Annotated in this window: 25 protein-coding genes and 1 tRNA gene; 23 read left to right on the top strand and 3 right to left on the bottom strand. The window is 63.5% G+C overall.

All coding sequences use genetic code 11. The features are described from left to right. Nucleotides 1–37: 37 nt before the first annotated feature. The 9 genes from B0I00_RS13565 (at nt 38) to B0I00_RS13525 (ending at nt 9,517) form a co-directional block, all read left to right on the top strand. Complete coding sequence (locus B0I00_RS13565) at nt 38–460, top strand: very short patch repair endonuclease (RefSeq protein ID WP_100867947.1); 423 nt, start codon at nt 38–40, stop codon at nt 458–460. Further along, nucleotides 457–1,644 carry a DNA cytosine methyltransferase gene (locus B0I00_RS13560; RefSeq protein ID WP_100867946.1) on the top strand — a complete coding sequence of 396 codons (1,188 nt, stop codon included), beginning with the start codon at nt 457–459 and terminating at the stop codon, nt 1,642–1,644. The genes B0I00_RS13565 and B0I00_RS13560 overlap by 4 nt, the downstream gene beginning before the upstream one ends. Further along, entirely contained in the window at nt 1,644–2,267 is a 624-nt protein-coding gene (locus B0I00_RS13555; RefSeq protein ID WP_100868156.1) for an Eco29kI family restriction endonuclease, read from the top strand. Before B0I00_RS13560 ends, B0I00_RS13555 begins: the two co-directional genes overlap by 1 nt. After that, complete coding sequence (locus B0I00_RS13550) at nt 2,267–3,055, top strand: hypothetical protein (RefSeq protein WP_198519254.1); 789 nt, start codon at nt 2,267–2,269, stop codon at nt 3,053–3,055. The genes B0I00_RS13555 and B0I00_RS13550 overlap by 1 nt, the downstream gene beginning before the upstream one ends. Nucleotides 3,056–3,081: 26 nt before the next feature. Beyond that, nucleotides 3,082–5,763, top strand: coding sequence for an ORC-CDC6 family AAA ATPase (locus B0I00_RS13545; RefSeq protein ID WP_198519253.1), 2,682 nt, complete (start codon nt 3,082–3,084; stop codon nt 5,761–5,763). Next, entirely contained in the window at nt 5,763–6,815 is a 1,053-nt protein-coding gene (locus B0I00_RS13540; RefSeq protein ID WP_100867943.1) for a hypothetical protein, read from the top strand. The genes B0I00_RS13545 and B0I00_RS13540 overlap by 1 nt, the downstream gene beginning before the upstream one ends. 331 nt (nt 6,816–7,146) lie before the next feature. Then, nucleotides 7,147–7,464 (top strand): DUF3489 domain-containing protein, encoded by a 318-nt coding sequence (locus tag B0I00_RS13535; RefSeq protein ID WP_232730246.1) that lies wholly within the window; start codon nt 7,147–7,149, stop codon nt 7,462–7,464. Next, the gene (locus B0I00_RS13530; protein ID WP_100867941.1) at nt 7,464–7,889 is read left to right on the top strand and encodes a DUF2924 domain-containing protein; all 426 of its coding nucleotides are present in this window, start codon (nt 7,464–7,466) and stop codon (nt 7,887–7,889) included. Before B0I00_RS13535 ends, B0I00_RS13530 begins: the two co-directional genes overlap by 1 nt. Continuing rightward, on the top strand, nt 7,886–9,517 hold the full coding sequence (locus tag B0I00_RS13525) for a recombinase family protein (protein ID WP_100867940.1): 1,632 nt from the start codon (nt 7,886–7,888) through the stop codon (nt 9,515–9,517). Before B0I00_RS13530 ends, B0I00_RS13525 begins: the two co-directional genes overlap by 4 nt. Before the next feature lie 210 nt (nt 9,518–9,727). Here B0I00_RS13525 and B0I00_RS13520 read toward each other — a convergent pair. Further along, nucleotides 9,728–9,802: transfer RNA gene (locus B0I00_RS13520), tRNA-Thr, on the bottom strand. 110 nt (nt 9,803–9,912) lie between these two features. Here B0I00_RS13520 and B0I00_RS17205 point away from each other — a divergent pair. The 10 genes from B0I00_RS17205 to B0I00_RS13475 are packed head-to-tail and all read left to right on the top strand — an operon-like array spanning nt 9,913 to nt 18,826. After that, nucleotides 9,913–10,059 carry a hypothetical protein gene (locus tag B0I00_RS17205; protein WP_198519252.1) on the top strand — a complete coding sequence of 49 codons (147 nt, stop codon included), beginning with the start codon at nt 9,913–9,915 and terminating at the stop codon, nt 10,057–10,059. 34 nt (nt 10,060–10,093) lie between these two features. Continuing rightward, nucleotides 10,094–10,780 (top strand): 2,3-diphosphoglycerate-dependent phosphoglycerate mutase, encoded by a 687-nt coding sequence (gene gpmA / locus B0I00_RS13515; protein ID WP_100868155.1) that lies wholly within the window; start codon nt 10,094–10,096, stop codon nt 10,778–10,780. Nucleotides 10,781–10,783: 3 nt separating this feature from the next. Then, nucleotides 10,784–11,275 (top strand): 5-(carboxyamino)imidazole ribonucleotide mutase, encoded by a 492-nt coding sequence (purE, locus tag B0I00_RS13510; RefSeq protein ID WP_100867939.1) that lies wholly within the window; start codon nt 10,784–10,786, stop codon nt 11,273–11,275. A 16-nt stretch (nt 11,276–11,291) separates the two neighbouring features. Beyond that, nucleotides 11,292–12,347, top strand: coding sequence for a 5-(carboxyamino)imidazole ribonucleotide synthase (locus B0I00_RS13505; protein WP_100867938.1), 1,056 nt, complete (start codon nt 11,292–11,294; stop codon nt 12,345–12,347). After that, nucleotides 12,344–12,841, top strand: coding sequence for a dihydrofolate reductase (locus tag B0I00_RS13500; protein ID WP_100867937.1), 498 nt, complete (start codon nt 12,344–12,346; stop codon nt 12,839–12,841). Before B0I00_RS13505 ends, B0I00_RS13500 begins: the two co-directional genes overlap by 4 nt. A gap of 13 nt (nt 12,842–12,854) precedes the next feature. After that, on the top strand, nt 12,855–14,057 hold the full coding sequence (locus B0I00_RS13495; RefSeq protein ID WP_232730245.1) for a dipeptidase: 1,203 nt from the start codon (nt 12,855–12,857) through the stop codon (nt 14,055–14,057). Between the two features lie 5 nt (nt 14,058–14,062). Then, nucleotides 14,063–14,986 (top strand): bifunctional riboflavin kinase/FAD synthetase, encoded by a 924-nt coding sequence (locus tag B0I00_RS13490; RefSeq protein ID WP_198519265.1) that lies wholly within the window; start codon nt 14,063–14,065, stop codon nt 14,984–14,986. A 44-nt stretch (nt 14,987–15,030) separates the two neighbouring features. Next, nucleotides 15,031–17,889 (top strand): isoleucine--tRNA ligase, encoded by a 2,859-nt coding sequence (gene ileS, locus B0I00_RS13485; protein WP_100867936.1) that lies wholly within the window; start codon nt 15,031–15,033, stop codon nt 17,887–17,889. Continuing rightward, nucleotides 17,886–18,410, top strand: coding sequence for a signal peptidase II (gene lspA, locus B0I00_RS13480; RefSeq protein WP_100867935.1), 525 nt, complete (start codon nt 17,886–17,888; stop codon nt 18,408–18,410). Before ileS ends, lspA begins: the two co-directional genes overlap by 4 nt. Nucleotides 18,411–18,415: 5 nt before the next feature. Continuing rightward, nucleotides 18,416–18,826, top strand: a complete 411-nt coding sequence (locus tag B0I00_RS13475; RefSeq protein ID WP_100867934.1) for a DUF3035 domain-containing protein — start codon at nt 18,416–18,418, stop codon at nt 18,824–18,826. Between the two features lie 51 nt (nt 18,827–18,877). On the opposite strand, the gene B0I00_RS13470 is transcribed toward B0I00_RS13475, so the two are convergent. Continuing rightward, on the bottom strand, nt 18,878–20,203 hold the full coding sequence (locus B0I00_RS13470) for a hemolysin family protein (protein ID WP_100867933.1): 1,326 nt from the start codon (nt 20,201–20,203) through the stop codon (nt 18,878–18,880). A gap of 153 nt (nt 20,204–20,356) precedes the next feature. On the opposite strand from B0I00_RS13470, the gene B0I00_RS13465 reads away from it, so the two are divergent. Beyond that, complete coding sequence (locus B0I00_RS13465; protein ID WP_100867932.1) at nt 20,357–21,049, top strand: OmpA family protein; 693 nt, start codon at nt 20,357–20,359, stop codon at nt 21,047–21,049. A gap of 60 nt (nt 21,050–21,109) precedes the next feature. Here the strand turns inward: B0I00_RS13465 and B0I00_RS13460 are convergent, their stop codons facing one another. Next, nucleotides 21,110–21,889 carry a 3'(2'),5'-bisphosphate nucleotidase CysQ gene (locus B0I00_RS13460; RefSeq protein WP_100867931.1) on the bottom strand — a complete coding sequence of 260 codons (780 nt, stop codon included), beginning with the start codon at nt 21,887–21,889 and terminating at the stop codon, nt 21,110–21,112. A 171-nt stretch (nt 21,890–22,060) separates the two neighbouring features. Between B0I00_RS13460 and sucC the strand changes: the two genes are divergently transcribed. The 3 genes from sucC to B0I00_RS13445 all read left to right on the top strand — a co-directional run bounded on the left by sucC (nt 22,061) and on the right by B0I00_RS13445 (nt 25,165). Then, the gene (sucC, locus tag B0I00_RS13455; protein ID WP_100867930.1) at nt 22,061–23,257 is read left to right on the top strand and encodes an ADP-forming succinate--CoA ligase subunit beta; all 1,197 of its coding nucleotides are present in this window, start codon (nt 22,061–22,063) and stop codon (nt 23,255–23,257) included. A 223-nt stretch (nt 23,258–23,480) separates the two neighbouring features. Continuing rightward, entirely contained in the window at nt 23,481–24,233 is a 753-nt protein-coding gene (locus tag B0I00_RS13450) for an electron transfer flavoprotein subunit beta/FixA family protein (RefSeq protein WP_100867929.1), read from the top strand. Continuing rightward, nucleotides 24,233–25,165, top strand: a complete 933-nt coding sequence (locus tag B0I00_RS13445; protein ID WP_100867928.1) for an electron transfer flavoprotein subunit alpha/FixB family protein — start codon at nt 24,233–24,235, stop codon at nt 25,163–25,165. The genes B0I00_RS13450 and B0I00_RS13445 overlap by 1 nt, the downstream gene beginning before the upstream one ends. Nucleotides 25,166–25,203 lie beyond the last annotated feature (38 nt).

Below are 25,203 nucleotides of genomic sequence, written 5' to 3'. Positions count from 1 at the left end.
ATTACCAGGCTGACGCCAGGTGGCCAGGAAAAACGGTGTGGCCGATATAGTTGATCCGCAAACCCGCTCCCGGATGATGTCTGGCATTCGCGGGAAGAACACCCAGCCGGAAATGCTGGTCCGGCGGGTTCTTCACGCCATGGGCTACCGGTACCGCCTTCACGCGCGGGAACTGCCCGGCAAACCCGACATCGTGTTCAGAAGGCGGCGCATCGCGATCTTCGTGCATGGTTGTTTCTGGCACCGACACCCGGACCCCGCATGCCGGCTGGCGCGCATGCCCAAGAGCCGGGTGGACTTCTGGCAACCGAAGCTGGAGGGCAATAGGGCGAGGGACGAAGCCAACGTCGCGGCCCTCGAGGCTATGGGGTGGAAAGTCCTTCTTGTCTGGGAGTGCCAGCTGCGCGATAGGGAACAATTGGGAAACATGCTGCGGCGATTCATCGAGGGAACCCAATGAAGGCGATTGAACTGTTCGCGGGAGCCGGGGGGCTTGGCCTGGGCGTTGGCCGGGCCGGCTTCCGCGCGGTGGACGTCGTCGAATGGGACCGCTGGTGCTGTGACACGCTCCGTGAGAATCGCGCGCGCGGCGCGGGGATCATCCGCCACTGGCCGGCGCCGCGCGAGGGTGACGTGCGGGGATTTTCGTTCACGCAGTTCGAGGGGAAGGTCGACCTTGTGACGGGCGGGCCGCCCTGCCAGCCATTTTCCCTCGGCGGCAGGCACCGCGCCCATCAGGATCATCGCGATATGTGGTCGGAAGCTGTCCGCGCCGTCCGCGAGACCCGGCCGAGCGCCTTCATTTTCGAGAACGTCAAAGGCCTGACGCGCTCGACGTTTCAAACCTACTTCAACTACATTTTCCTGCAGCTGTCCTATCCGGAAATAGTGCTTCGCAGCGGCGAGAGCTGGCTGGATCACCGCGCGCGGCTGGAGCAGCATCATACGTCCGGCATTCGCACGGGGCTGTCATATCAGGTGCTTCCGCCCAAGGTTCTCAACGCGGCGAACTTCGGGGTTCCGCAGAAGCGGGAACGGGTCTTCTTCGTCGGCTTCCGGAGCGATCTCGGACTTGAATGGTCGTTCCCCCGCGAGACCCACTCGCGCGAGGCCATGCTGTGGGATCAATATCGGGATGGCGAATACTGGGACAGGCACGGGGTATCGTGGCGAGCCAGGCCTGTTGATCCGCGAGCGAGCGACGCCGCGATGCGGTTGCGTGAAAGGCCGGCCGAGTTGCCCTGGCGCACGACGCGCGACGCGCTTGCCGGCCTTCCCGATCCGGAACTCCTTCCCAAGGGATGCGCGGATTTTCCCGATCACCGGTTCCAGGCTGGCGCGCGCTCCTATCCTGGCCATACCGGCAGCCCGCTCGACGAGCCCTCGAAGACGCTTAAGGCGGGGGTCCACGGAGTTCCCGGCGGCGAGAACATGCTGAGGCGGGTGGACGGATCTGTGCGTTACTTCACTATCCGCGAAAGTGCGCGGCTTCAGACTTTCCCCGACGACATTGTGTTTCACGGCTCCTGGACCGAGACCATGCGCCAACTTGGCAACGCCGTGCCGGTCGATCTTGCCGAGGTGGTGGCCCGATCGGTAAAGTTACAGTTGGATTACGTGAATGCGCGTTCCGGACGTGCATGATGACCGGTGTCTACAATCCACTCGACAAGATAAATCTCGGCAAATCTGTCGCCGATGCCCTGCTTGAGCAACCGGCGCGGCCCCTGAGCGCGATCGAGCCGTTCGAGGGTGCCGGAATTTACGTGCTTTATTATTCCGGGCCGAACCCCGCGTACGCCCCGATCGCGCGCGCCAATGTCGATGAGGCGCGATGGCCCATCTATATTGGCAAGGCCATTCCCTCGGGCGGACGCAAGGGTGCCAGTCTTGCAGCCAGTGCGAGGGGAACCGCGCTCTACAGGCGGCTTATGGAGCACCGGGACAGCATCCGTGACGCCGAAGCGGGCTCCGGCACACTTGCCGTCGCCGACTTCCAAGCCCGGTATCTGACGGTCGATGACATCTGGATCCCGCTTGGCGAAAGCCTGCTGATTTCACGGTTCAGGCCTGTGTGGAACATTGCACTCGATGGCTTTGGCAACCACGACCCGGGCAAGGGCCGATACCATGGCCTGCGTCCATTGTGGGATCACTTGCATCCAGGTAGGTCGTGGGCGGAGAAGTGTGCTTCGCGCACCGAGACCTTGCAGGACATTGAACAGCGGATTGCCGAATATCTAGACGCTCATCCGCTTAGGGACTGATGGAACTCTCTCCACCTTCAAAACAACTGCCTTCAGAGGTTCGACACGACCCGCCAAAAGTTGCAGTTCGCTCGGTAAAGGCAGAACAATGCTTTTGCGCGATTCATTGCGCTTCAGTGGCGGTCTTCAAGATCCAAATCTCTGTAACTGATGTACAAAGATTGACGAGATATCGAGTTGGCCACTTGAAACGGGTGGCGATAAGTAGAATGCTCGCGGAGGCGGCACATCCTTGGCCGCAGCTTAGATCTTGGTGGATTTTCTTGCCAGAAGATGTTCAAATCCTAATCGCGAACGCGGTTAACCGGATCAGTCTTAAGATTCTCGTTTTTGGTCCGCAGGTCCACACGCCGTCTCCTCATGAGCGGACCGCTAAGCTGCAGGCGAAGCGGATCGATATCCGAGCGCGGCTTGAGGCTGATGGCCACTTTGTTCGCTACGCGGAGGATCTAGTCGATCCAATGGTCGGGGATCCCGCAGGTAATGCGTTTTTTCAAGAGATCCTCATCATGGGAGAATACGACCTCATCGTGACCATAGTGGATTCGCCTGGCAGCATCGTGGAGGCCACTACAATCTCTCTTAACCCACGGCTGGCGCAAAAGGCCTCTCTGTTTCTTGACTCCGAGTACATCGAGGGTTTGGTTGGGGCGACCTGCCGTAACGCCGAGGACATCGGAGCGCACTTTCAGACCTACCAATATCCCCAAGATCTCGACGAATGTCATCTTCTTGGACACGTCGTGACGCGTGTGCGGAAGATCCAGAAAATAAAGTACCTAATGTGACCTCGGATTCATCTCTTCACTCCAACATGAATGGGATCATCGCACGTAGTGATGATGTCTTGGAGTTCGTGAGCGACCCTAAAATTGGCGCGAGGCTGCTCGAGCTTGACTACAATTGGGAGACAGGGTCGTTTAACCGCGAGGCCGAAGTTGTCGCGCTTCTCAGGCGGCACGGGTACATAGAGGAGGGACCTGCCGGCGGTCTCACGGGTATGGGAAGGCTGTTTCTGAGCCGCCTGTTAATACATTTTGATGTGGTCTCGTCGGGAGACGAGGCGATGGGCACACTCGCGGAAAAGTACGAGGGCTTCAGAGTTATCTCGTCTGGCAAAAATTCGATCGTGGTTGAGGCTAGGCACCGGCTCCTCGGCACGAATGTCGTGCTCAAGCTTGTTCGACCGGGCGCTGCGACGGATATTCGGCACTCGGTTAGAATGCTGAGCGGACTGAGGAGTGACAGTGCGATTGTTGCACCGCAGGATTTCCTCGAGGTCATAGCAAAGGACGCACTTGGCAAGCCTGTCCGGCTCCATTGCCTAGTGTTTCCCTTCATTGAGGGGATAACATTTCGTGAGTTCCTACAACAGGCTAACCACCACCTAAATTCGCAAGTGGCCATTTCATTCGCCAGGCAAATTGGTCGCGCGCTGGCCGAACTGGAAGAACTAGGCGCATACCACGGCGATCTCCACGACGGTAATATTATGGTGGATCAGCATGCAAAAGGTGGGATTAGATTCCGCATTGTCGACATTTCATTTGGGGCGATGGGTAGTCTGCCATTTGAGGTCTGCCGGAACAACGATCTCGCGAACTATAAGCAGCACATTTGGCGTCTGCTCCGCGCCCAGCGCGCATCAGTCCCCAATATGTCGATTCGTAAATACATTGGTACGCGCCACTACTTGAAGATCATGGATGTTTTATCGCCTGGGTCTCAGTCGTTCGCGACCGTTTGTCGTGCGCTCCAAGATGACGGTGGGTATGCATCATACGTGCTTGCCAAGGAGGCTTTCGTGACGGAAAAGTTCGAGACCCCAGTCTCGTTCCGTCTGCAGCGCTATGAGGAGATTATAGACCCAAGTGTTGCCGTTGAGCTGTTCGTGCCATTCGAGCAGCTCATGGAGAAGATTCGAGACTATGGGAACATCTATGTATCCGGCAATCGCGGTTCCGGTAAGTCGACCTACCTCGCTTCTTTGGCCTTCTTTCCGAACGCTTCATCAGATGTCGTCGACTTCCGGCAAACATTCGGTGTCTATTTTCCCTGTCGGCAGGGCGAGTTTGCGCCGCTCGCGACGAGGAGCGACTGGGACGGAGCACTCGATCGAAGGCTGATCACTGGCATAATGATCGTTAAGATCATACGCCGGACGCTTGAGATCATCTCAGCTGGCGTGTCCGCGAAGGAGCTTCGGGAGCCGACTCAACTTGCGGCGCTTCGGCAGCTTCTCGGACAGTTCGTTCCCGCCCCTGGTATCGTCTCCGTCGAGTCGGATATCCAAACTGAGCTAGAGAATCTCGTTTCAACCATGGTGAGGGTGGAAATGGACGAGGTTGCTCGGATACCCGACGCGTTCGTTGGCCCCGGCGAACGAGAGCCTCGCGTGTTGATGCAATTCTTCTCGCTGGTGCGTGATGCGTTCCCCGATCTAATCTCCACCCGCTTCCACTTGCTGTTCGATGACGCAGGTGCACCTTATGTTCCACGCAACGTCCAAGCGGTGATCAATGATCTAATGCTAAGCTCGAACCCGTTATTCTGTGTCAAACTGTCCGCTGAGAAGCTAACCTTTGACTTCAAGAATTCGAGCGGGAAGGCGCTGGAGAATGGTCAAGACTATGTCGAGCATGACATCTCGCAGATACTCTTCATTGGCTCTGCGGGTTCTGGAGGATTAGCTCGCAGAGAGCTGGAGCGCTACTTCCGGCGCATCATCGAGCAGCGGCTGATACATTTCCAGTATCAAAGCAGCGATATAACCGATTACCTCGGCGACCAGCAAATAAGCGTCGAGCGGCTGCAGGACCTCTTATCGCGCCAGGCACACGGCGCTTATTATGCGGGATGGTCGACGGTTTGGAACATAGCTGACAGGACGCCGCGAAATCTACTCGAAATTGTGTCAGAGATATTTGTCGTCTCAAATATTGACAGAAAGGAAGCTCCGCGTGTTGCGTCCACACGTGATCAAGACCGAGCGATACGCACAATTTCCGAGAAGCGCCTAGAGTCTCTTAGTCAGATTTCCGGTACCATTATTATTGATGGCCAACGAGTGAGCCTTGGCCGGAGACTGTTTGAGGTTACTTCAGCGCTTGGTTCGACCTTTCGGAAGTATTTGCGTGCAGAAGCGGATAAGCGCAGGAAGAGGCAGTACCTGGCGATCGAACGGAATGACTTCGCGGATCTAACATCAGAAGCGGAAACGGTTCTGCGACGTTTGATTACATTCGGTGTCTTGGATGCAGGTAGGTCAGGATTTGCCCGTGACGACGTATTGAAGAAACCGTTCTACGTGCTCAACCGGATATATTGTCCCGCCTTCAGTATCGGATACCAGCGTGACGCACACCTGCGACTTTCGAAAGGTAAGCTTGAGATGCTTCTCTTGTCACCGGCAGCTTTCGCAAAGCAGGGAACTAGTCGGTTACGGCAAGGCGACGATTCCATGCCAGATCTCTTTGACTACAGGGATCCGCGCTAATGGCATCGGTATTCTCCAGCGTAGCCTCCGATGTCAGTACGCTTGATGACATCGCTGCCTCCACTCGTGAGCTCGATGGCCTGATACTCGCGGCCGGCTTTGAAGATCGTGCCTTCAGGGTGCTCGAGGCAGGTGAGTTCCGCGTCGGAGCGCAGTGCATTATTATCCGGTTCCAGAATGACGTGCCAGGCAACAACGCGGTCTTCGAACGCTACTTTGGGCTAGCTAATCTCAAATTTGGTCATTCTAACGTACATATCGTCGACTTGCCGCACGGCGCGCCGAGCCGACTGGAAAGTAGTATAGGACGAACCTTGGCTGTCCTGCCCCGTGATGCGCGGGTGTTCGGCGTCGATCTGTCCGGGCAGCCGGCCTATGCGATCTGCATGACACTAAAGGCGCTCCGTGCCCACCGGTCCGGCGAGCGTCAGATAATCTACTATACTGCCGCGATCCAGTACCATCCGACAAAGGAGGAGTACGATGCGATTGGTGCTTCAGACGAGATCGAGTTACTGCCCCGCTCGATGGCGCTTGAGATGAGCGAGAACCTCTCGCTCGACGCCTTCTCGGGTTACCGTAGCCAGAACGCGCGCTCATGCCTTGCGATTTTAGCAGGCTATGAGGTGCATCGTTCGACCGGAGTCGTCGAGGCGGTCAATCCGTCGCTGTTGCTCCTGATGTACGGCAATCCCGGTGACGACAGTTTATCCTGGCGGTTAGACCTTTCAAAGCGCCTCCACCGCAAGTTCGAACGTGGCAGAAGAACTGCAAGTGAAGTCGTATCCACGCTACACGTTAACGAGACGTTGGAAATGCTCGAGCGCTATTATGACTTCCTGATTGACGACTACGACATGGTCGTAGCGCCGATAGGATCTAAAATGCACTCTCTGGCAGCGTATCTTTTCTGGGAACGTTATGGCGAGATCCGGCTAACTTTTCCGCTGCCGATCGGTTATGATCCAGAGATACGACCAGAGGGCGCCGGAGTGACGTACGAGGTGACGCTTGAGCCGCAACGTCCGCTATTTTTGGTGCCAGCGAGCTGACGCAGGGGGCAAGGCCCTGACATGCGGATTACAGTTTAACGGATGTTTGAACGAATATGGTGCGATGAGTTGTCCAACAAGCGATGAAGCGCTTGGTTGGCTAGGCCCTCAGTTTAGTCTTTGAAAAGGCGGGAATACGACCACAAGAGTGGCTCGAAATCGAGATCCAGCATTCCTGCGCACAATCCATTCGACTTTCCGCACAACGCAAGCATTGGTGCTGTCGATGAATCGCAGCCGGCATGAGCGGTTGCCGGCCTGACCAGCACGACTGGCAGGGCTTTAAGTGGTGGGAGCGGCTATGGTCGCCGCTCCGAACGGAGAACCACCCATGATTGCCAATGCCGATACTAAGCCTGCCGCAAAGCGCCCACGCAAGATGGCTCGCGAGCCCAGGGACGAGGAGGCCGTGCACGTTCCAACGACCGCCGAGGTCGAGCCGGCCAAGCGCCAGAGCAAGGCCGACTTGATACTAGACATGCTGCAGCGCCCCGAAGGCGCTTCGATCGAGCAGCTGGTTTCAGCAACCAGCTGGCTGCCGCACACCACCCGCGCCGTGCTGACCGGCCTCAGGAAGAAGGGTCACCCAGTCTTCAGCGAGAAACTCGATGGAGTCCGCCGCTACCGGATCGGCGGCGGGACCTCCTGATGGGCTGGCTGGCAACCGACCTCAAGCGGATTGCGGCAATGAGCGGCGACACCTTGGCATCGGCGTGGGCGAAGACATTCGCTGCGCCGGCTCCAGAGGTGGCGCCTTCGCTGCTGCGCCGCGCGCTCGCCTACGAGCGGCAGGAGCGAAAGTTCGGCGGGCTGCCACTGGTGGTGCGCAAACAACTCGAGTCCGTATCGGCCGACCAGACCACTGCCATGCAGGAGCCGCCGCTCAAGCTGAAGCCCGGCACACGCCTGGTGCGCAAGTGGAACGGGACGATCTACACGGTGCTGGTCACCGCGGACGGCTTCGAGTTCGCCGGCAAGTCGTGGCGCTCGCTGTCGATGATCGCGCGGCACATCACCGGAGCGCAGTGGTCTGGCCCCCGCTTCTTCGGGCTCAGGCGAGCGGGCCAGGCATGAGCAGGACAAGCCCGCCGCCGGTGCGCTGCGCGATCTATACCCGCAAGTCGACCGAGGAAGGTCTGGAGCAAGCCTTCAACAGTCTCGATGCCCAGCGCGAGGCTTGCGCGGCCTATGTCCTGTCGCAGCAGCACGAGGGCTGGACCTTGTTGCCGGACCACTATGACGACGGCGGGATTTCGGGCGGCACGATGGACCGGCCGGCGATGCAGCGACTGCTCGCCGATGTCCGCGAAGGCAGGGTTGATGTCATCGTCGTCTACAAGGTCGATCGGCTGACCCGGCGCCTGGTCGACTTCGCCAAGATTGTCGAAGTGCTCGACAAAGCCGGGGCGAGCTTCGTCAGCGTGACCCAGGCGTTCAACACTACCAATTCAATGGGCCGGTTGACGCTCAACGTTCTTTTGTCCTTCGCCCAGTTCGAGCGCGAGGTCACTGGCGAGCGGATCCGCGACAAGATTGCCGCCTCCAAGCGCAAGGGCATGTGGATGGGCGGTCCGGTCCCGATCGGCTACGATGTGGTCGAGCGCAAGCTGGTGATCAATCCGGACGAGGCGAATGATGTCCGGCTGATCTTCTCCCACTATCTCAAGTCTCCCTCACTCGACAGTCTGGCCGAGAACCTCGCCAAACTCGGTGTTCGGTCCAAGCAGCGCGTGACCCGCGACGGGCGGCCCTTTGGCGGCACGCCCTTCCGGCCCGGTGGTCTCCGGCACATTCTCGGCAACCGCATCTACCTCGGGGAGGTCAATCACAAGGGCCTGGTTCATCCCGGCGAGCATGACGCAATCATCGACCGTGCACTTTGGGAGAAGGTGCAAGCTCGGCTCAGCGGCGCAGTGAAGCGCCCGCGCACCGGCACCATCAGCGCGCTCGCCGGACGGATTGACGATGCCGATGGCCAGCGCCTCTACAGCACCCACGGCAAGAAGAGCAGGAAGCGTTACAGCTACTATGTCAGCAGCACCCGCGACAACCGCAACGGCTGGCGCCTGCCCGCCGGCGATATCGAAGCACTGGTCCAGCAATCCCTGCAGCGATTGCTCTGCGATCCCGACCGGCTCAATGCCGAGTTGGGAACGCTTGGCCTGTCGGAGGCTGCAATCGCGCGAGCCGCACAGCTCGCGCCGGCCTGTGGTGACAGCAAGGCATTACGGGAAGCGCTCCAGCACCTCGATGCGCGAGTTTCGATCGAAACCCATGCGCTCAGGATCGAGCTCGATCGCAGCCTCCTTGCCGAAGCCATGGCGGTCGGCACCGCAGAGGCGCTGCTTCGCGATCCTGTCGTCCTGATCACACCGGTCGCGCTCAAACGCCGGGGAATCGAGCTCCGCCTGGTCTATGCCTCTCCGGATGCGCGACCCGCCAACCGCGATCCGCATCTCGTCGATCTGATCCGCCGCGGCTGGGCGGCGTGGAAGAAGCTGACCACCGAACAGCGATCCGCCAATCCGGTCGAGCGCAGTCACCTGGTTCGCTTGGCGCGGCTGCGTTTTCTTGCGCCGGACATCACGCTGGCGATAATCGAAGGCCGCCAGCCGATCGAACTGACCGCCCGGTCGTTGCTACGTTGCGGCGAACTTCCCGTCGACTGGAACGACCAGCGCAAGGCGCTTGGATTCGCGTAAATCGCGCTGCCCTGCAAACACCCTCAAAACCATCTCAGGACAGGAAAAGCGGCTTCTGAGAACTGCGGCCACATCTGGCCGCAAGCGGCCGATGATTGCGGCGTCTCTGTCCTCAACTCGAATCGGCCGCGTCCGAAACGGCGCAGAACCGCGCGGGTTTGGCCTTTCCACTGTGCGAGAAGCGGATTTGCCGTGGAAACGGCAGTGGAATGGTGCTGCTGGGGAGGATTGAACTCCCGACCTCAGCCTTACCAAGGATGCGCTCTACCACTGAGCTACAGCAGCACACCATTCCGAAGGGCCTGGGCCGGCGGGCCGGTCAGGCAGGGGCGCGCTATTGGCTGCGGGCCCTTGCTTTGTCAAGCCGAAGCCTGTTAGCGCCGGATAAATTGCCAATGCGTGAAGATACCGCCCCCCCGCCCGCGAAACCGTCGCGCGAGGATCGCCTTGCCGCCAAGCTGCGCGAGAACCTGCGCCGCCGCAAGGAGCAGGCACGCGAAATGGCCGATCCGGCGCTTCCCAAAGACGAATCGAGCCGCTAGGGGCGTGGGCTCCTTCAACGGGGGAGCCAAGACCTTGCCGCGCCTGATTCTTGTCCGTCACGGACAAAGCCAGTGGAACCTGGAAAACCGCTTTACCGGTTGGTGGGATGTCGACCTGACCGAAAAGGGCGAGGCCGAGGCCAAGGCCGCAGGCGCGCTGCTGGCCGCAAAGGGCCTGCTCCCGACCGTCGCCTTCACCAGCCTGCAGACCCGCGCGATCCGCACCCTGCACCTTGCGCTGGAAGCTGCCGGTCGGGTGTGGATCCCTGAAACCAAGGACTGGCATCTCAACGAACGGCACTATGGCGGGCTCACCGGCCTCGACAAGGCGCAGACCGCAGCCAAGCACGGCGAAGACCAGGTCAGGATCTGGCGCCGCAGCTTCGACATTCCGCCCCCGCCGCAGGAAGCCGGCAGCGAATTCGATCTGGCGGCCGACGTGCGCTATGCCGGGATCGCCATACCCAACACCGAAAGCCTGAAGGACACCATCGCGCGCGTCCTGCCCTATTACGAAAGCGCTATCGTCCCCCAGCTTCAGGCAGGCGAAACGGTGATCATCGCCGCGCACGGCAATTCCTTGCGTGCGCTGGTCAAGCACCTGTCAGGCATTTCGGACGACGAGATCACCGGTCTCGAGATCCCGACCGGCCAGCCGATCGTCTACGAGCTCGACCAGGGCATGGCGGCGACCGACCGCTACTACCTGTCGGAGTGTTAGGCCATGACCCGCTCCGACGCCCCCAAGGTCGCGATCGTCATGGGCAGCCAGTCGGACTGGGCGACGATGAAATGCGCCGCCGAAGCTCTCGACAAGCTGGGCGTCGCGCATGAGGCACGGATCGTTTCGGCCCACCGCACGCCGCAGCGCCTGGTCGATTTCGCACAGGGCGCGGCTGATGCCGGGTTCAAGGTGATCATCGCCGGGGCTGGCGGAGCGGCGCACCTGCCGGGCATGGTCGCCAGCATGACCCACCTGCCGGTGTTGGGCGTGCCGGTCCAGTCAAAGGCGCTGTCGGGTCAGGACAGCCTGCTCTCGATCGTGCAGATGCCCGCCGGGATCCCGGTCGGCACCCTGGCCATCGGCGAACCGGGCGCGACAAACGCCGGCCTGCTTGCCGCGGCGATCCTCGCCACCACCGATCCGGCTCTGGCCGAGCGACTCAAGGCGTTTCGCGCCGCGCAGACCGACAGCGTCGCCGAACGGCCGCAATAGGACTGGCTGCGCGCGCATGATCCCACCTGGCGAGACCATCGGCATTCTCGGCGGCGGCCAGCTTGGCCGGATGCTGGCCATGGCCGCCGCCCGGCTCGGCTATCGCTGCCACGTCTTCGCTCCGGAACGCGATGCGATCGCGGCCGAGGTCTGCGCCCAGCACACCTGCGCCGACTGGGCCGACGGCGCGGCCATGGCCGCCTTCGCCGCCGACTGCGCGGTCGTCACCTATGAATTCGAGAACGTCCCCGTCGCGCCCTTGACCGCGCTAGGCGGGGTTGCGCTCATCCCCAATGACCGCGCCCTCGCAGTGGCGCAGGACCGCCTCAACGAAAAGCGCTTCGTCACCGATCTCGGCGGCAGGCTGGCGCCATTCCATCTGGTCGACACGGCCGAGGATCTCGACCGCGCCCTGACCGAAATCGGCTCGCCCGGCATCCTCAAGACCCGCCGCGACGGCTATGACGGCAAGGGTCAGTGGCGGATCATGACCGATGGCGATGCCGACGGCGTTGCAATCACCGGCGTGCCGCTGGTCTACGAAGGCTTCGTGCACTTCATTGCCGAGTTCTCGGTGATCCTGTGCCGCGGCGCGGACGGAGCGATCGTGTTCTGGGACAGCGCCGAAAACACCCACAAGGGCGGCATTCTCGACCGTTCGGTCGTCCCGGCCAGCGATGGCGTGCAAGCGCAGGTCGGCGCGGCGCGCGACCTGGCGGCCAAGGTGGCCGAAGCGCTCGACTATGTCGGGGTGCTGACACTCGAGTTCTTCGCGACCGACGATGGCCCCGTGTTCAACGAGATGGCCCCGCGCGTCCACAACTCGGGTCACTGGACTGTCGAAGGCGCGCTGACCAGCCAGTTCGAGAACCACGTCCGCGCGATCTGCGGCCTGCCGCTCGGCGCGACGGCCTTGACGGCCGCCCATGTCGAGATGCGCAACCTGATCGGCGATGCGGCCGAGGACTGGAACACGATCCTGGCCGATCCGGCCAACCACCTGCACCTTTACGGCAAGTCCGCCGCCCGCCCCGGGCGCAAGATGGGCCACGTCACCCGGCTCGGCTGGTGAAGCGCGGCGAGGTCTTTCTGGTCGTCGCCGTGGCCGACAATGGCGTGATCGGCAACGCCGGGACCATGCCCTGGCATCTTCCTGCCGACCTGCGCCGGTTCAAGGCGCTGACCACCGGCCAGCCCATGGTGATGGGCCGCAAGACCTTCGAATCGCTGCCGGGGCTGCTGCCGGGGCGCCGCCATATCGTGCTGACCCGCGATCCCAAGTGGGCCGAGGACGGAGCCGAGGTGGTGCGTTCCCCCGAAGAGGCGCTGGTCCTGGCCAACGCAGCGCATGTCGCGGTGATCGGCGGGGCGGAGATCTACGACCTGTTCCTGCCGCTGGCGGAACGGATCGAATGGACCGAAGTGCATGCCGCGCCCGGCGGCGACACCCGCTTCCCGTCCTTCGACCGCACACAATGGACCGAAACCTTCCGCCAGGCACATCCCGCCGAAGGTCGCGCCCCGGGGTTTGATTTCGTGACGCTGCTGCGTAAAGCCTCTGTCTGAGGGAGAGCAGCACGTGACACTACGCAAACGGGTATGGATTCCGCTGGTCCTCGCCGCCGTGGCCGCGATCGGATTTTTCGGCGTGGCGCCGGGCAAGATCGAAGGCGACATGAACCAGATCGACGGCAAGCCGCTGATCCCGGTCAGCGCCGAAGCCAGGGCCCTGCACGCCGGCCTGCAGATCGTCGACCTGCATTCCGACACCCTGATGTGGAAACGCGACCTGCTCGGCACCACGCCGCGCGGGCACGAGGATCTGGTCCGCATGCAGCAGGGCAATGTCGCGCTGCAGGTCTTCTCTAGCGTGACCAAGACCCCGCGCGGGCAGAACTACGACGCCAACGGCGCCGATACCGACAACATCACCGCGCTGGTCATTGCCCAGATGCAGCCGGTGCGCACCTGGACCTCGCTGCTCGAGCGCTCGCTCTGGCATGCGACCAAGCTGGATCGCGCGGTAGCCGGGTCGGAAGGCAGGCTCGCCAAGGTTACGGACGAGGCCAGCCTCGATGCCCTGCTGGCAGCGCGCGCTGGCAAGGCTGTCCCTGTTGGCGCGCTGCTGTCGATCGAGGGCTTGCAGGACCTCGAAGGCAAGGCCGGCAACCTCGACAGGCTCTATGCCGCGGGCTTCCGCATGGCGGGGCTGACCCATTTCTTCGACAACGAACTGGCCGGATCGATGCACGGCATCGCAAAGGGCGGCATGACCCCGCTCGGCCGGCAGGTGATGGCCGCGATGGAAGACCGGGGAATGATCGTGGACATAGCGCACTGCAGCCACCAGTGCGTTTCGGAAATTCTCGCCGCCGCGCGCCGTCCTGTCGTGTCCAGCCACGGCGGCGTCCAGGCGACCTGCAAGGTCAACCGCAACCTGACCGACGAGGAAGTGCGCGGCGTCGCCCGCACCGGCGGGGTGATCGGCATCGGCTACTGGGACGGCGCGGTCTGCGACACCGATCCGCGCGCGGTGGCCCGGGCGATGAAGCACGTCAGGGACCTGGTCGGCGTGCAGCACGTCGCGCTCGGCAGCGACTATGACGGGGCGACCACGGTGCGGTTTCACGCGGGCCAGCTCGAACAGGTGACCCAGGCGCTGCTGGACGCGGGCTTCACGCCGGACGAGATCCGCGCGGTGATGGGCGGCAACGCGCTGAGGGTGATCCGCGCCGGTCTGGTGCCCCTTGCCCAGGTCAAGGCGGAGCCGCCCGCCGCGTGACCACCATTCCGCGCCTCGACGCCCGCGATCCGATGCCGGAGGCCTTGCGCGGGGCAGTGATCGCGCTGGGCAATTTCGACGGCTTCCACCTCGGCCATCAGGCCGTGGCGGGCGAGGCGATCCGCTGGGCCAGGGCCGATGGACGCCCCGCTATCGTCGCGACCTTTGATCCGCACCCGGTGCGCCACTTCGCGCCCGATGCCCCGCCCTTCCGCCTGACCACGCTCGACCAGCGGCAAGACCTGTTCGCCGAAGCCGGTGCCGACGCGATGCTGGTTTTTGCCTTTGGTGCCGAACTGGCCGCAACCACGGCTGAGGATTTCGTCGTCAAGTTGCTGGGCGAACGGCTCGGCGCGGCCGGGGTCGTCACCGGCGAAGACTTCACCTTCGGCAAGGGACGCGGCGGCAATGTCGCGGTGCTGCGCGACATCGGCGCGCGGATCGGGATCGAGGCCCGCGCCGTCGGCCCGGTGAGCGAGCATGGTGAGGTCGTCTCCTCGAGCCGCATCCGCGAGGCGCTGAAGGCCGGCGATTGCGAGACTGCGAAACGCCTGTTGACCCGCCCCTTCACGATCCGTGGCACCGTGCAGCACGGCGACAAGGTTGGCCGCACCATCGGCTATCCCACTGCCAACCTCGGCCTCGAGAATTACCTGCGCCCGCGTTACGGCGTCTATGCCGTCACCGGCACACTGCCCGACGGCACCGTGCTGAAAGGCGCGGCCAACCTGGGCATCCGCCCGCAGTTCGATCCCCCCAAGGAACTGCTCGAGCCGCACTTCTTCGACTTTTCTGGCGACCTCTATGGCCAGACCATCGACGTCGCGTTCCACCACTTCCTGCGGCCCGAGGCGAAATTTGCCGGGATGGACGAGCTGGTCGCCCAGATCGAAGCGGACTGTGACGAGGCGCGCCGCCTGCTGGCGTGAAGAAACTGGCGCATTGCCGTGCGCCCCGCTAAGGCCCGCCCGCTATGACCGAGAAGCGCGATTACCGAGACACCGTCTTCCTGCCGAAGACCGATTTCCCGATGAAGGCCGGGCTCCCGCAGAAGGAGCCGGGCATTGCGGCGAAGTGGGAAGCGGACAAGCTGTACGAGCAGCTGCGCGATGCCCGCCGGGGCCGCGAGACCTTCATGTACCATGACGGTCCGCCCTACGCGAACGGGGACATGCACATCGGCCACGCGCTGAACCACACGATCAAGGACATGGTCTGCCGCACGCAGAACCTGCTCGGCAAAAACGCGCCCTACGTGCCGGGCTGGGATTGCCACGGCCTGCCGATCGAATGGAAGGTCGAGGAACAGTACCGCAAGGCAAAGAAGAACAAGGACGAGGTTCCGCTGCTGGAATTCCGCGCCGAATGCCGCGCCTATGCGCAGCACTGGGTCGATGTGCAGCGCGGGCAGCTGAAGCGCCTCGGCGTGATGGCCGACTGGGACAACCCGTACCTCACCATGCAGCCCGAGAGCGAGGCGACGATCGTTGCCGAACTGCTCAAGTTCGCGACCAGCGGCCAGCTCTATCGCGGCGCCAAGCCGGTGATGTGGTCTCCGGTCGAAAAGACCGCGCTGGCCGAAGCCGAGGTCGAGTACGAGGACATCACTTCGACCCAGATCGACGTGGCGTTCGAGATTGTCGAGGCACCCGAAGTTCCAAACCTTGCTGGAGCCTTCGTAGTCATCTGGACTACGACGCCTTGGACGATTCCAGTCAATCAGGCCATTGCCTACAACCCGGCATTTGAACAGGTGAGCTACGAAGCTTGCTACGGGGTTTTCGCGGCATCTGACGGTCGACGTTATGTTCTATCGCAAGCCTTGGCTTCCGCTTTTGCTGCTCGCGCGGGTGTAGAACTTACGCTTGAATCGGCACTCTCCGACGTTGCCCTAAAGGGTGCCGTTGCCCGCCACCCGATGCATGCGCTAGGCGGGTTCTTTGCCGAGCCGCGGCCGTTGCTGGCGGGCGACTTCGTCACCACCGACAGCGGCACAGGGCTCGTCCACATGGCGCCCGATCACGGCGAGGACGATTTCGAGCTGTGCAAATCGGTCGGCATAAATCCCAAGTTCGCGGTCGAAGGTGACGGCAAGTACCGAGAGGACTGGCCATGGCTGGGCGGGCAGGGATCGGTCATCAATCCCAAGTTCAACGCGCCGGACGGGCCGATCTGTTCGGACCTGCGCGAGACAGGCGCGCTGCTCGCGGCGAACGCGGATTATCAGCACTCCTACCCGCATTCGTGGCGGTCGAAGGCCAAGGTGATCTATCGCTGCACCCCGCAGTGGTTCGTGCCGATGGACAAGCCGATGGATCACCTGCCCGCCCTGTCCCGCGCGGAAAGCCGCTGGGAAGGCGAAGGCGGCAACGCGGCGATCGACGACGAGGCCCACGCCGGCTCGCCAACCTTGCGCGAAATTGCGCTGGCCGAGATCGAGCGCGTGCAGTTCACCCCAGACAAGGGCCGCAACCGCATCGGCTCGATGGTCGCAGGGCGCCCCGACTGGGTGCTGAGCCGCCAGCGCGCCTGGGGCGTGCCGATCACGCTGTTCGTGAGCCGCAAGACCGGCGAATACCTGGTCGACGAAGCGGTCAACGCGCGCATCGTCGCGGCGGTAAAGGAACAGGGCATCGACGCCTGGACTCCTGAAACCGCACACGCCTTCTTGGGTGCCGACTACAATCACGACGAGTGGGAAGCGGTCAGCGACATCCTCGACGTGTGGTTCGATTCGGGCACCAGCCACGCCTATGTGCTCGACTCGGGCCGCTGGCCCGACCTGTCGTGGCCGGCCGACATCTATGTCGAAGGATCAGACCAGCACCGCGGCTGGTTCCAGTCCTCGCTTCTGGAAAGCTGCGCCACCCGCGGCCGCGCGCCCTATGACCGCATCCTGACCCACGGCTTCACCATGGACGCCAAGGGCATGAAGATGTCGAAGTCGCTCGGCAACACCATCGACCCGAACAAGGTCATGGAAACCTACGGCGCGGACATCATCCGCCTGTGGGCACTGACGGTCGATTTCACCGAGGATCACCGCATCGGCGACGAGATCCTCAAGGGCGTGTCGGACCAGTACCGCAAGCTGCGCAACACCTTCCGCTACCTCTTGGGCGCATTGGACGGCTTCACCGAGGCCGAGCGCGTCGCGCCCGAGGCCATGCCGGAGCTTGAACGCTACATGCTGGCTCTGTTGGCGAAGATGGATGCGACCCTGCGCGCGGCGACCGACAACTTCGACTTCAACACCTATGTCCGCACGCTGACCGACTTCTGCAACGAGGACCTGTCGGCGTTCTTCTTCGATATCCGCAAGGACAGCCTCTACTGCGATGCGGCAGGCGATCCCAAGCGGATGGCCTACCGCACCGTGCTCGACATGCTGTTCCACGCGCTGGTGCGCTGGTCCGCGCCGGTGCTGGTCTTCACCGCGGAAGAAGTTTGGGCCACGCGCTATCCCGAAGCGGGCAGCGTCCATTTGCTCGAATGGCCAGTGGTGCCTGCAACGCAGGTCGACATGGCAAAGTGGGATGCGCTGCGCGCCGCCCGCACGCAGGTGAACGAACAGATCGAACCTATGCGCCGCGACAAGATCGTCGGATCGAGCCTGGAAGCCGCCGTCGTGTGGCCGGGCGAGGTGGGCGACGTCGATCTGGCCGAACTGTTCATCGTCTCCTCGGTCACGCCGGGCGATGACCTGGCGATCACCCGTTCCGACCACCACAAGTGCGGCCGCTGCTGGCGCCTGCTGCCCGAAGTGGAAGAGGACGGCGACCTCTGTTCACGCTGCGATCAGGTGGTCGGCAGCATGGACGCGGGCGCATGAGCGCTTCGCCCTCCCGCAACCGCACCATCGGCTTCGCGCTGGCCGCGCTGGTGCTGGCGCTCGACCTGCTGACCAAGGCCATCGTGATCGGCCCGCTCGGCCTTGACCGCGACGGCGAGCAGATCGTCCTGACCGGCTTCTTCAACCTCACCCGCACGTCCAACTTCGGCGTGTCGATGGGACTGCTGACCGCCAGCACCGACCTGACGCGCTGGCTGCTGGTGGCGATGACCGGCGCGATCGCGCTGGTCGTCCTGGTGTGGATGCTGCGCGAGAAGAAGCTCACCGACATCGTCCCGCTGGGCCTCGTGCTGGGCGGCGCGCTGGGCAACATCCGCGACCGCGCGGTCTATGGCCACGTTATCGATTTTGCCGATTTCCACCTTGGCGACTGGCACTTCTACATCTTCAACCTGGCCGACGCGGCGATCTCGATCGGCGTCCTTATTATCCTTGCCCGTTCGTTTCTTTCGGGCGAAAAGCACCCTGACAAGGCGGCCGCTGCCGCGACGGAGAATTGACTGTCATGCGTAAATCGATCGCCCTTCTGAGCCTGGTCGGCGCTTCGCTGCTGGTATCGGCCTGCGGCTCGGGCGGCCTGTTCAACCGTTCGCGTCCCGACGAATTCGCCGTCCAGCGCCAGGCCCCGCTGGTCGTCCCGCCCGACTTCGCGCTGACCCCGCCGGCCCCCGGCGCGCCGCGTCCGGTGGATTCGTCGACCGCGCAGCAAGCCCAGGAAGCGCTGTTCGGCCCGCAGGCCGACCGCAGCGCCGTCGAGGCCGGGGTCAACGCCCGCGCCGGCATTGCCGCGCCGTCGATCCGTTCGACCGTGGGCGATCCGTCGACCGCCACGGTCAACAAGGGTAGCGTCACTCGCGACATTATCGCCGCGCCGCAGGGCGACGGTCGCGAAGCGCAGGTGTCCGCCGGAAGCTGATCCGGGCCTGATTGCAGCGTAGTAGAGGGCTCGCCGCGGCGGGCCCTTCTGCTATTCGGTCCCGGCGGCTGGCTTCTGGGCCTTGGTGCATTCGCAGACGAGCAGCTTGTCGATCTTGCGCCCATCCATGTCGACCACCTCGAACCGCCAGTCCTGTTCGACGAAGTGTTCGCCCTCGCTCGGCAGGCGCTTCATCACCGACAGGACAAAGCCCGCCGCAGTCGCATAGTCGCGCGATTCAGGCAGCTCGATACCGAGGCGGTCGGCCAAGGCATCGGCCGGCAGCGCGCCCGAGACCAGCAGGCTGCCGTCCTCGCGCTCGACCAGCAGCGGCGAATCGCCCTCGTCCTGGTGGCTGGCGAAGGTCCCGACGATCGCGGATAGCAGGTCGGCCGGGGTCACCACGCCTTCGAGGTGCCCGTATTCGTCGTGGACCAGTGCCATCGACACGTCCGACAGCTGCAGCATCTTGAGAGCGTCCATCGCGTCGAGCTGGTCGGGCACGATCTCCGCCTTCTTTAGCAGGCGGCCGATCTGGAGCCGCTTGCCCGCGAGCAGTACGGCCAGCACGTCCTTGACCTTGATCACGCCGACGATGTTGTCGGGCGAACCGTCGGCGACCGGCAGCAGCGAATGGGGGCTGGCCTTGATCGCAGCGCGGACCTCCTCCTCGCTGGCCTTGCGGTCGATCGTGTCGAGTTCGGTGCGCGGGGTCATCACCTCGCGCACCGGGCGGTCGGCAAGCCGCATGATGCCGGTCATGATCTGGCGCTCGTCCTCCTCGATCACGCCCGACCGGGTCGCCTCGGCAAAGACCATCTGCAATTCGTCGGCGGTCAACGAATGTTCGCCGCGCTTGGTCAGGCCGGTCAGCGACAGCAGGAACGACGACGACTTGTCGAGCAGCCAGACCAGCGGCGCGGTCATCCGGCTCAACAGGAACATCGGCGGCGCGGCCAGGGTGGCGATCAGTTCGGCCATGCGCAGCGCGATCTGCTTGGGCACCAGTTCGCCGACGACAAGGCTGAAATAGGTTGTCGCCGCGATGGCAATGGCGAAGCCGGCTTCGGGGGCATAACGCTGGGGCACGCCGATCGCCTGCAGCCGTTCGCCGATCGGCCCGCCCAGGCTGGCACCCGAATAGGCACCGGCGATGATCCCGATCAGGGTGATGCCGATCTGCGCGGTCGATAGCAGCTTGCCCGGATCGCCGGCGAGCGCGAGCGCCGTCTTCGCCCCGTGGCTGCCCTTTTCAGCGGCCAGCTTGAGCCGCGCCGGGCGCGCGGACACGATGGCCAGTTCGCTCATCGCGAACAAACCGTTGAGCATGATGAGGCCGAGAATGATGAGGACGTCGGTCCAGGGAAAGGGAGTCACGCCCCACCGCTAGCAGAAAGCGGAACAAAGGCGAAGGGCGCGCGTTTTGTGCTTCGCAACCAGATCGTTCGGGTGCGCGGTGCATTCATTGCCGGTCAAGTCGGCTTTGCGCTATATGAGCACTATAGAACACAACCAAGGGAAGGCAGTATCATGATCAAATCGCGTTGGCTCGTTTCGGGCGTCGCCGCTTCCGCTCTACTGTTCACATCGGCCTGCGTCACCGACCCGAACACCGGGGAACGCAAGGTTTCGCGGACCGCCATCGGCGGCGTGGGCGGCGTCGTGGCCGGTGCGCTGCTTGGCGGCCTGATCGGCGGCAAGACCGGGCGCATCATCGGCGCCGGCGTGGGCGGCGTGGCCGGTGCCGCGGTCGGCTACCAGATGGACAAGCAGATCAAGGAACTGAAGGAACAGACCGCCGGATCGGGCGTCGACGTGTCCGAAACCGACGGTGGCCAGGCGATTCTCGTCAACCTGCCCGACGGCGTGACCTTCGCCACCGGCAGCTATGCGATTTCGTCCAGCTTCCAGGCGACGCTCGACAAGGTCGCGGCCTCGCTGATCACGTATCCCAACAGCCTGATCGACGTTTACGGCCACACCGACACCGTCGGTTCGACCTCGTCCAACCAGGTGCTGTCCGAAAACCGCGCCCGTGCGGTCGCCAACTACCTGATCAGCAAGGGCGTGCCGGCAGCGCGCATCCGCTGGTACGGCTACGGCGAAACCCAGTTGAAGGTCCAGACCCGCGACAACGTGGCGGAACCGCTGAACCGCCGCGTCGAAATCAAGATCGTGCCGATCACCCAGGAAGACGTTGCCGCGGCCAAGGCCGCCCAGTAACCGCCTGCACTGGCTGACGGCCTGAGGGCCCCGCCTCCCCTGTGGAAGCGGGGCCCTTTCCTATTGCGACAGCTCCTTGGCGCGCGACGCGAGCCAGGCCACCGCATCGGCGTGGATCGCGGGCGAGGTGGCGAGCACACCGAAGGCGCGCGGATCGCGCTTGTTGAAGTTGAGCGCCTGGCCGAACACATCGGTCACCGCGGCCCCGGCTTCACGCGCGATCAGCGCGGCGGCGCCGATGTCCCATTCGAAACCCCAGCGCAGGGTCGCGACCATGTCGGCCTCGTCCGCGGCGACCATGGCCATGCGCAGGGCGATCGAATTGGGCTGGTCGACCTTGGTTAGCGGCAGTTCGGACCTGGGCAGCGATTCCGCCGGGACCCGCGCCCCGGCCAGTTCGGCGCGGCGGCTGGCGACGAGGGGAAGCGCGTTGCGCCAGGCCCCCTTGCCGGCTTCGGCTAGCCAGAATTCGTCCCGCGCCGGCGCCGCCAGCATGCCGATCAGCGGCCGGCCGGTATTGATCAGCGCGACGGACACTGCCCAGCCCGCCCGGCCGCGGATGAAATCGCGGGTGCCATCGACCGGATCGACCAGCCACAGCAACCCGCCTTCCAGCCGCTCAGGCGCATCCACCGTCTCTTCAGAAAGCCAGCCTGCGGAAGGCAGCAGGGCCTTCAGCTCACGCTTCAGAAAGGCGTCGACCGCCATGTCGGCCTCGCACACCGGGCTGCCGGGCTGCTTTTCCCAGCTCTCGAGCGCATGGCCATGGCCGGGCCAGCGGGCGAGCGCGATTCGTCCGGCCTCGCGCACGATCGCCTCAAGACGCGCCCGGTCGATCAAACGCGGACTCCGTCACGGCAAAAGGCAGTTGTTGCAAATCGTTCGCAACTGGCGTTCATATTTCTATCGTTCGCCCCCTTTCGAGGCCTTTTCATCGCTCCCGCACTGTGCTTAGGCGCAGCGCGTCTGCAAGGCCGGCACGGCCCTTCCTCCCCCCTTAGGAGACTGTCGATGAACATCCACGAATACCAGGCCAAGGAACTGCTCGCGAAGTTCGGTATCGCCATTCCCAAGGGGATTGCGGCGATGAGCGTAGCGGAAGCGGTCGAAGCCGCCAAGCAGCTGCCCGGGCCGCTCTACGTGGTGAAGTCGCAGATCCATGCCGGCGGCCGCGGCAAGGGCACCTTCAAGGAACTCGCCCCCGGTTCGAAGGGCGGCGTGCGCCTTGCCAAGAGCCTCGAGGAAGTCGAAGCCCACGCCAAGGACATGCTCGGCAACACGCTGGTGACGATCCAGACCGGCGATGCCGGCAAGCAGGTCAACCGCCTCTACATCACCGACGGGGTCGACATCGGCAAGGAATACTACCTGTCGATGCTGGTCGACCGCGCGACCGGCCGCATCGCCATGATCGCCTCGACCGAAGGCGGCATGAGCATCGAGGACGTCGCCCACGACACGCCGGAAAAGATCGCCACCATCACCATCGATCCGGCGCAGGGCTTCATGCCCCACCATGGCCGCGCGCTGGCCTTCGGCCTCAAGCTGAAGGGCGACCTTGCCAAGCAGGCCCAGGTCCTTGGCAAGCAGCTTTACGATGCGTTTGTCGCGCTCGACTGCGCGATGATCGAAATCAACCCGCTGGCCGAATGCGACGGCAAGCTGATGGTCCTCGACACCAAGATGAGTTTCGATTCGAACGCGCTCTACCGCCACCCCGACGTCATGGCGCTGCGCGACGAGACCGAGGAGGACCCGGCCGAGATCGAAGCCTCGAAGTACGACCTTGCCTACATCAAACTGGACGGCAACATCGGCTGCATGGTCAACGGCGCGGGCCTGGCCATGGCGACGATGGACATCATCAAGCTGAATGGCGAGTTTCCGGCCAACTTCCTCGACGTGGGCGGCGGCGCCAACAAGGAGAAGGTCACCGCGGCCTTCAAGATCATCCTCAAGGACCCGGCGGTGAAGGGCATCCTGGTCAACATCTTCGGCGGAATCATGAAGTGCGACATCATCGCCGAAGGCATCGTCGCCGCGGCCAAGGAAGTGAACCTGTCGGTGCCGCTGGTGGTCCGCCTCGAGGGCACCAATGTTGCCCAGGGCAAGGAAATCCTCGAAACCTCGGGCCTGCCGATCGTCTCGGCCGCCGATCTGGGCGATGCCGCCAAGAAGATCGTCGCCGAGGTGCGCAAGGCCGCCTGAGCGCACCCGATATCGACCGAGGGGCCCGTCCGAACCGGATCGGACCGGCCCCTTGCCCCGCCGCAAGGATCAGGATGCCCCATTCGCCACTTGACCCCATACGAATGCAGGGCAAAGGCAGCAGCGCAAACGCATTTAACCGATCGCTTGAAGATGGGTTGACGTTTCCGTAAACGTAAACTAGGCGCTGCGGCGTCAATTCACTGGGAAAGGCTTGAACCACATGAAAGCCCTGGTCTGCGTAAAGCGCGTGATCGACTACAACGTGAAGCCGCGGGTCAAGGCCGACGGCACCGGTGTCGATCTTGCCAACGTCAAGATGAGCATGAACCCCTTCGACGAAATCGCCGTCGAAGAAGCCATCCGCCTCAAGGAAAAGGGCGTGGTCACCGAAATCGTCGCCCTGTCGGTCGGTCCGGCCAAGGCGCAGGAAACGCTGCGCACCGCGCTGGCCATGGGCGCCGACCGCGCCGTACTGGTCCAGGTCGACGACGGCGTGGAGGTTGAACCGCTGGCCGTTGCCAAGATCGTCAAGGGCGTGGCCGAGGAAGAAGCCGCCCAGCTGATCATCACCGGCAAGCAGGCGATCGACGACGATTCGAACCAGGTCGGCCAGATGGTCGCCGCGCTGATGGGCCGCCCGCAGGGCACCTTTGCCAACGAAGTCAGCGTCGAAGGCGATGCGGTCGTCGTGAAGCGCGAAATCGACGGCGGTCTGGAAACGGTCAAGCTGGCCCTGCCCGCGGTGGTCACCACCGACCTGCGCCTCAACGAGCCGCGCTATGCCTCGCTGCCCAACATCATGAAGGCCAAGTCCAAGCCGCTCGTCACCAAGGCGCCGGCCGATTACGGCGTCGATGTCGCGCCGCGCCTCAAGACCCTCAAGGTCAGCGAACCCGCCGTCCGTTCGGCCGGGATCAAGGTGGCCGACGTGGACGCCCTCGTCGCCAAGCTCAAGGAAATGGGAGTAGCGTAATGGCCAAGACGCTCGTTTGGGTCGAACACGACAACGCCTCGGTCAAGGATGCCACCCTGGCCGTCGTCACCGCCGCTTCGCAGCTTGGCGAAGTGCACCTGCTGGTGGCCGGCTCGGGCTGCGCCGCCGTGGCCGATGAAGCCGCCAAGATCGCGGGCGTGGGCAAGGTCCACCTGGCCGACGATCCGGCCTATGCCAATGCGCTGGCCGAAAACGTCGCGCCGCTGATCGCGGACCTGATGGGCCACCACGACGCGTTCCTCGCGCCGGCCACCACCACCGGCAAGAACGTGGCGCCGCGCGTCGCCGCCCTGCTCGACGTCATGCAGGTGTCGGACATCCTGTCGGTCGAAGGCCCCAAGACCTTTACCCGCCCGATTTACGCCGGCAACGCCATCGCCACCGTCGAATCGAGCGATCCCAAGCTGGTGATCACCGTGCGCGGCACCGCCTTTGCCAAGGCCGCCCCGACGGGCGGCTCGGGCACGGTCGAAGCCGTTGCGGGCCCCGGCGATGCTGGCACCAGCAGCTTCGTCGGCAGCGAACTCGCAAAGAGCGAGCGCCCCGAACTGACCAGTGCCAAGATCATCGTCTCGGGCGGCCGCGCCCTCAAGGACGCAGATACCTTCCAGCAGATCATCTTCCCGCTGGCCGACAAGCTGAACGCCGGAGTCGGCGCCAGCCGCGCCGCGGTCGACGCGGGCTATGTGCCCAACGACTACCAGGTCGGCCAGACCGGCAAGATCGTCGCGCCGGAAGTCTACATCGCGGTCGGCATCTCGGGCGCGATCCAGCACCTTGCGGGGATGAAGGACAGCAAGACCATCATCGCCATCAACAAGGACGAGGACGCCCCGATCTTCCAGGTCGCCGACATCGGCCTGGTCGGCGACCTGTTCAACCTGGTGCCGGAGCTGACCGGCAAACTGTAAGCGCTCTTTGGGCGGCAAGCGGCACCCCTCAGCAGCGT

It is taken from the genome of Novosphingobium kunmingense (assembly GCF_002813245.1).
In the GTDB taxonomy this organism is placed as follows: domain Bacteria; phylum Pseudomonadota; class Alphaproteobacteria; order Sphingomonadales; family Sphingomonadaceae; genus Novosphingobium; species Novosphingobium kunmingense.
Note: the sequence above shows the minus strand (reverse complement) of the source record. Positions and strands in the feature narration are given on the sequence as shown.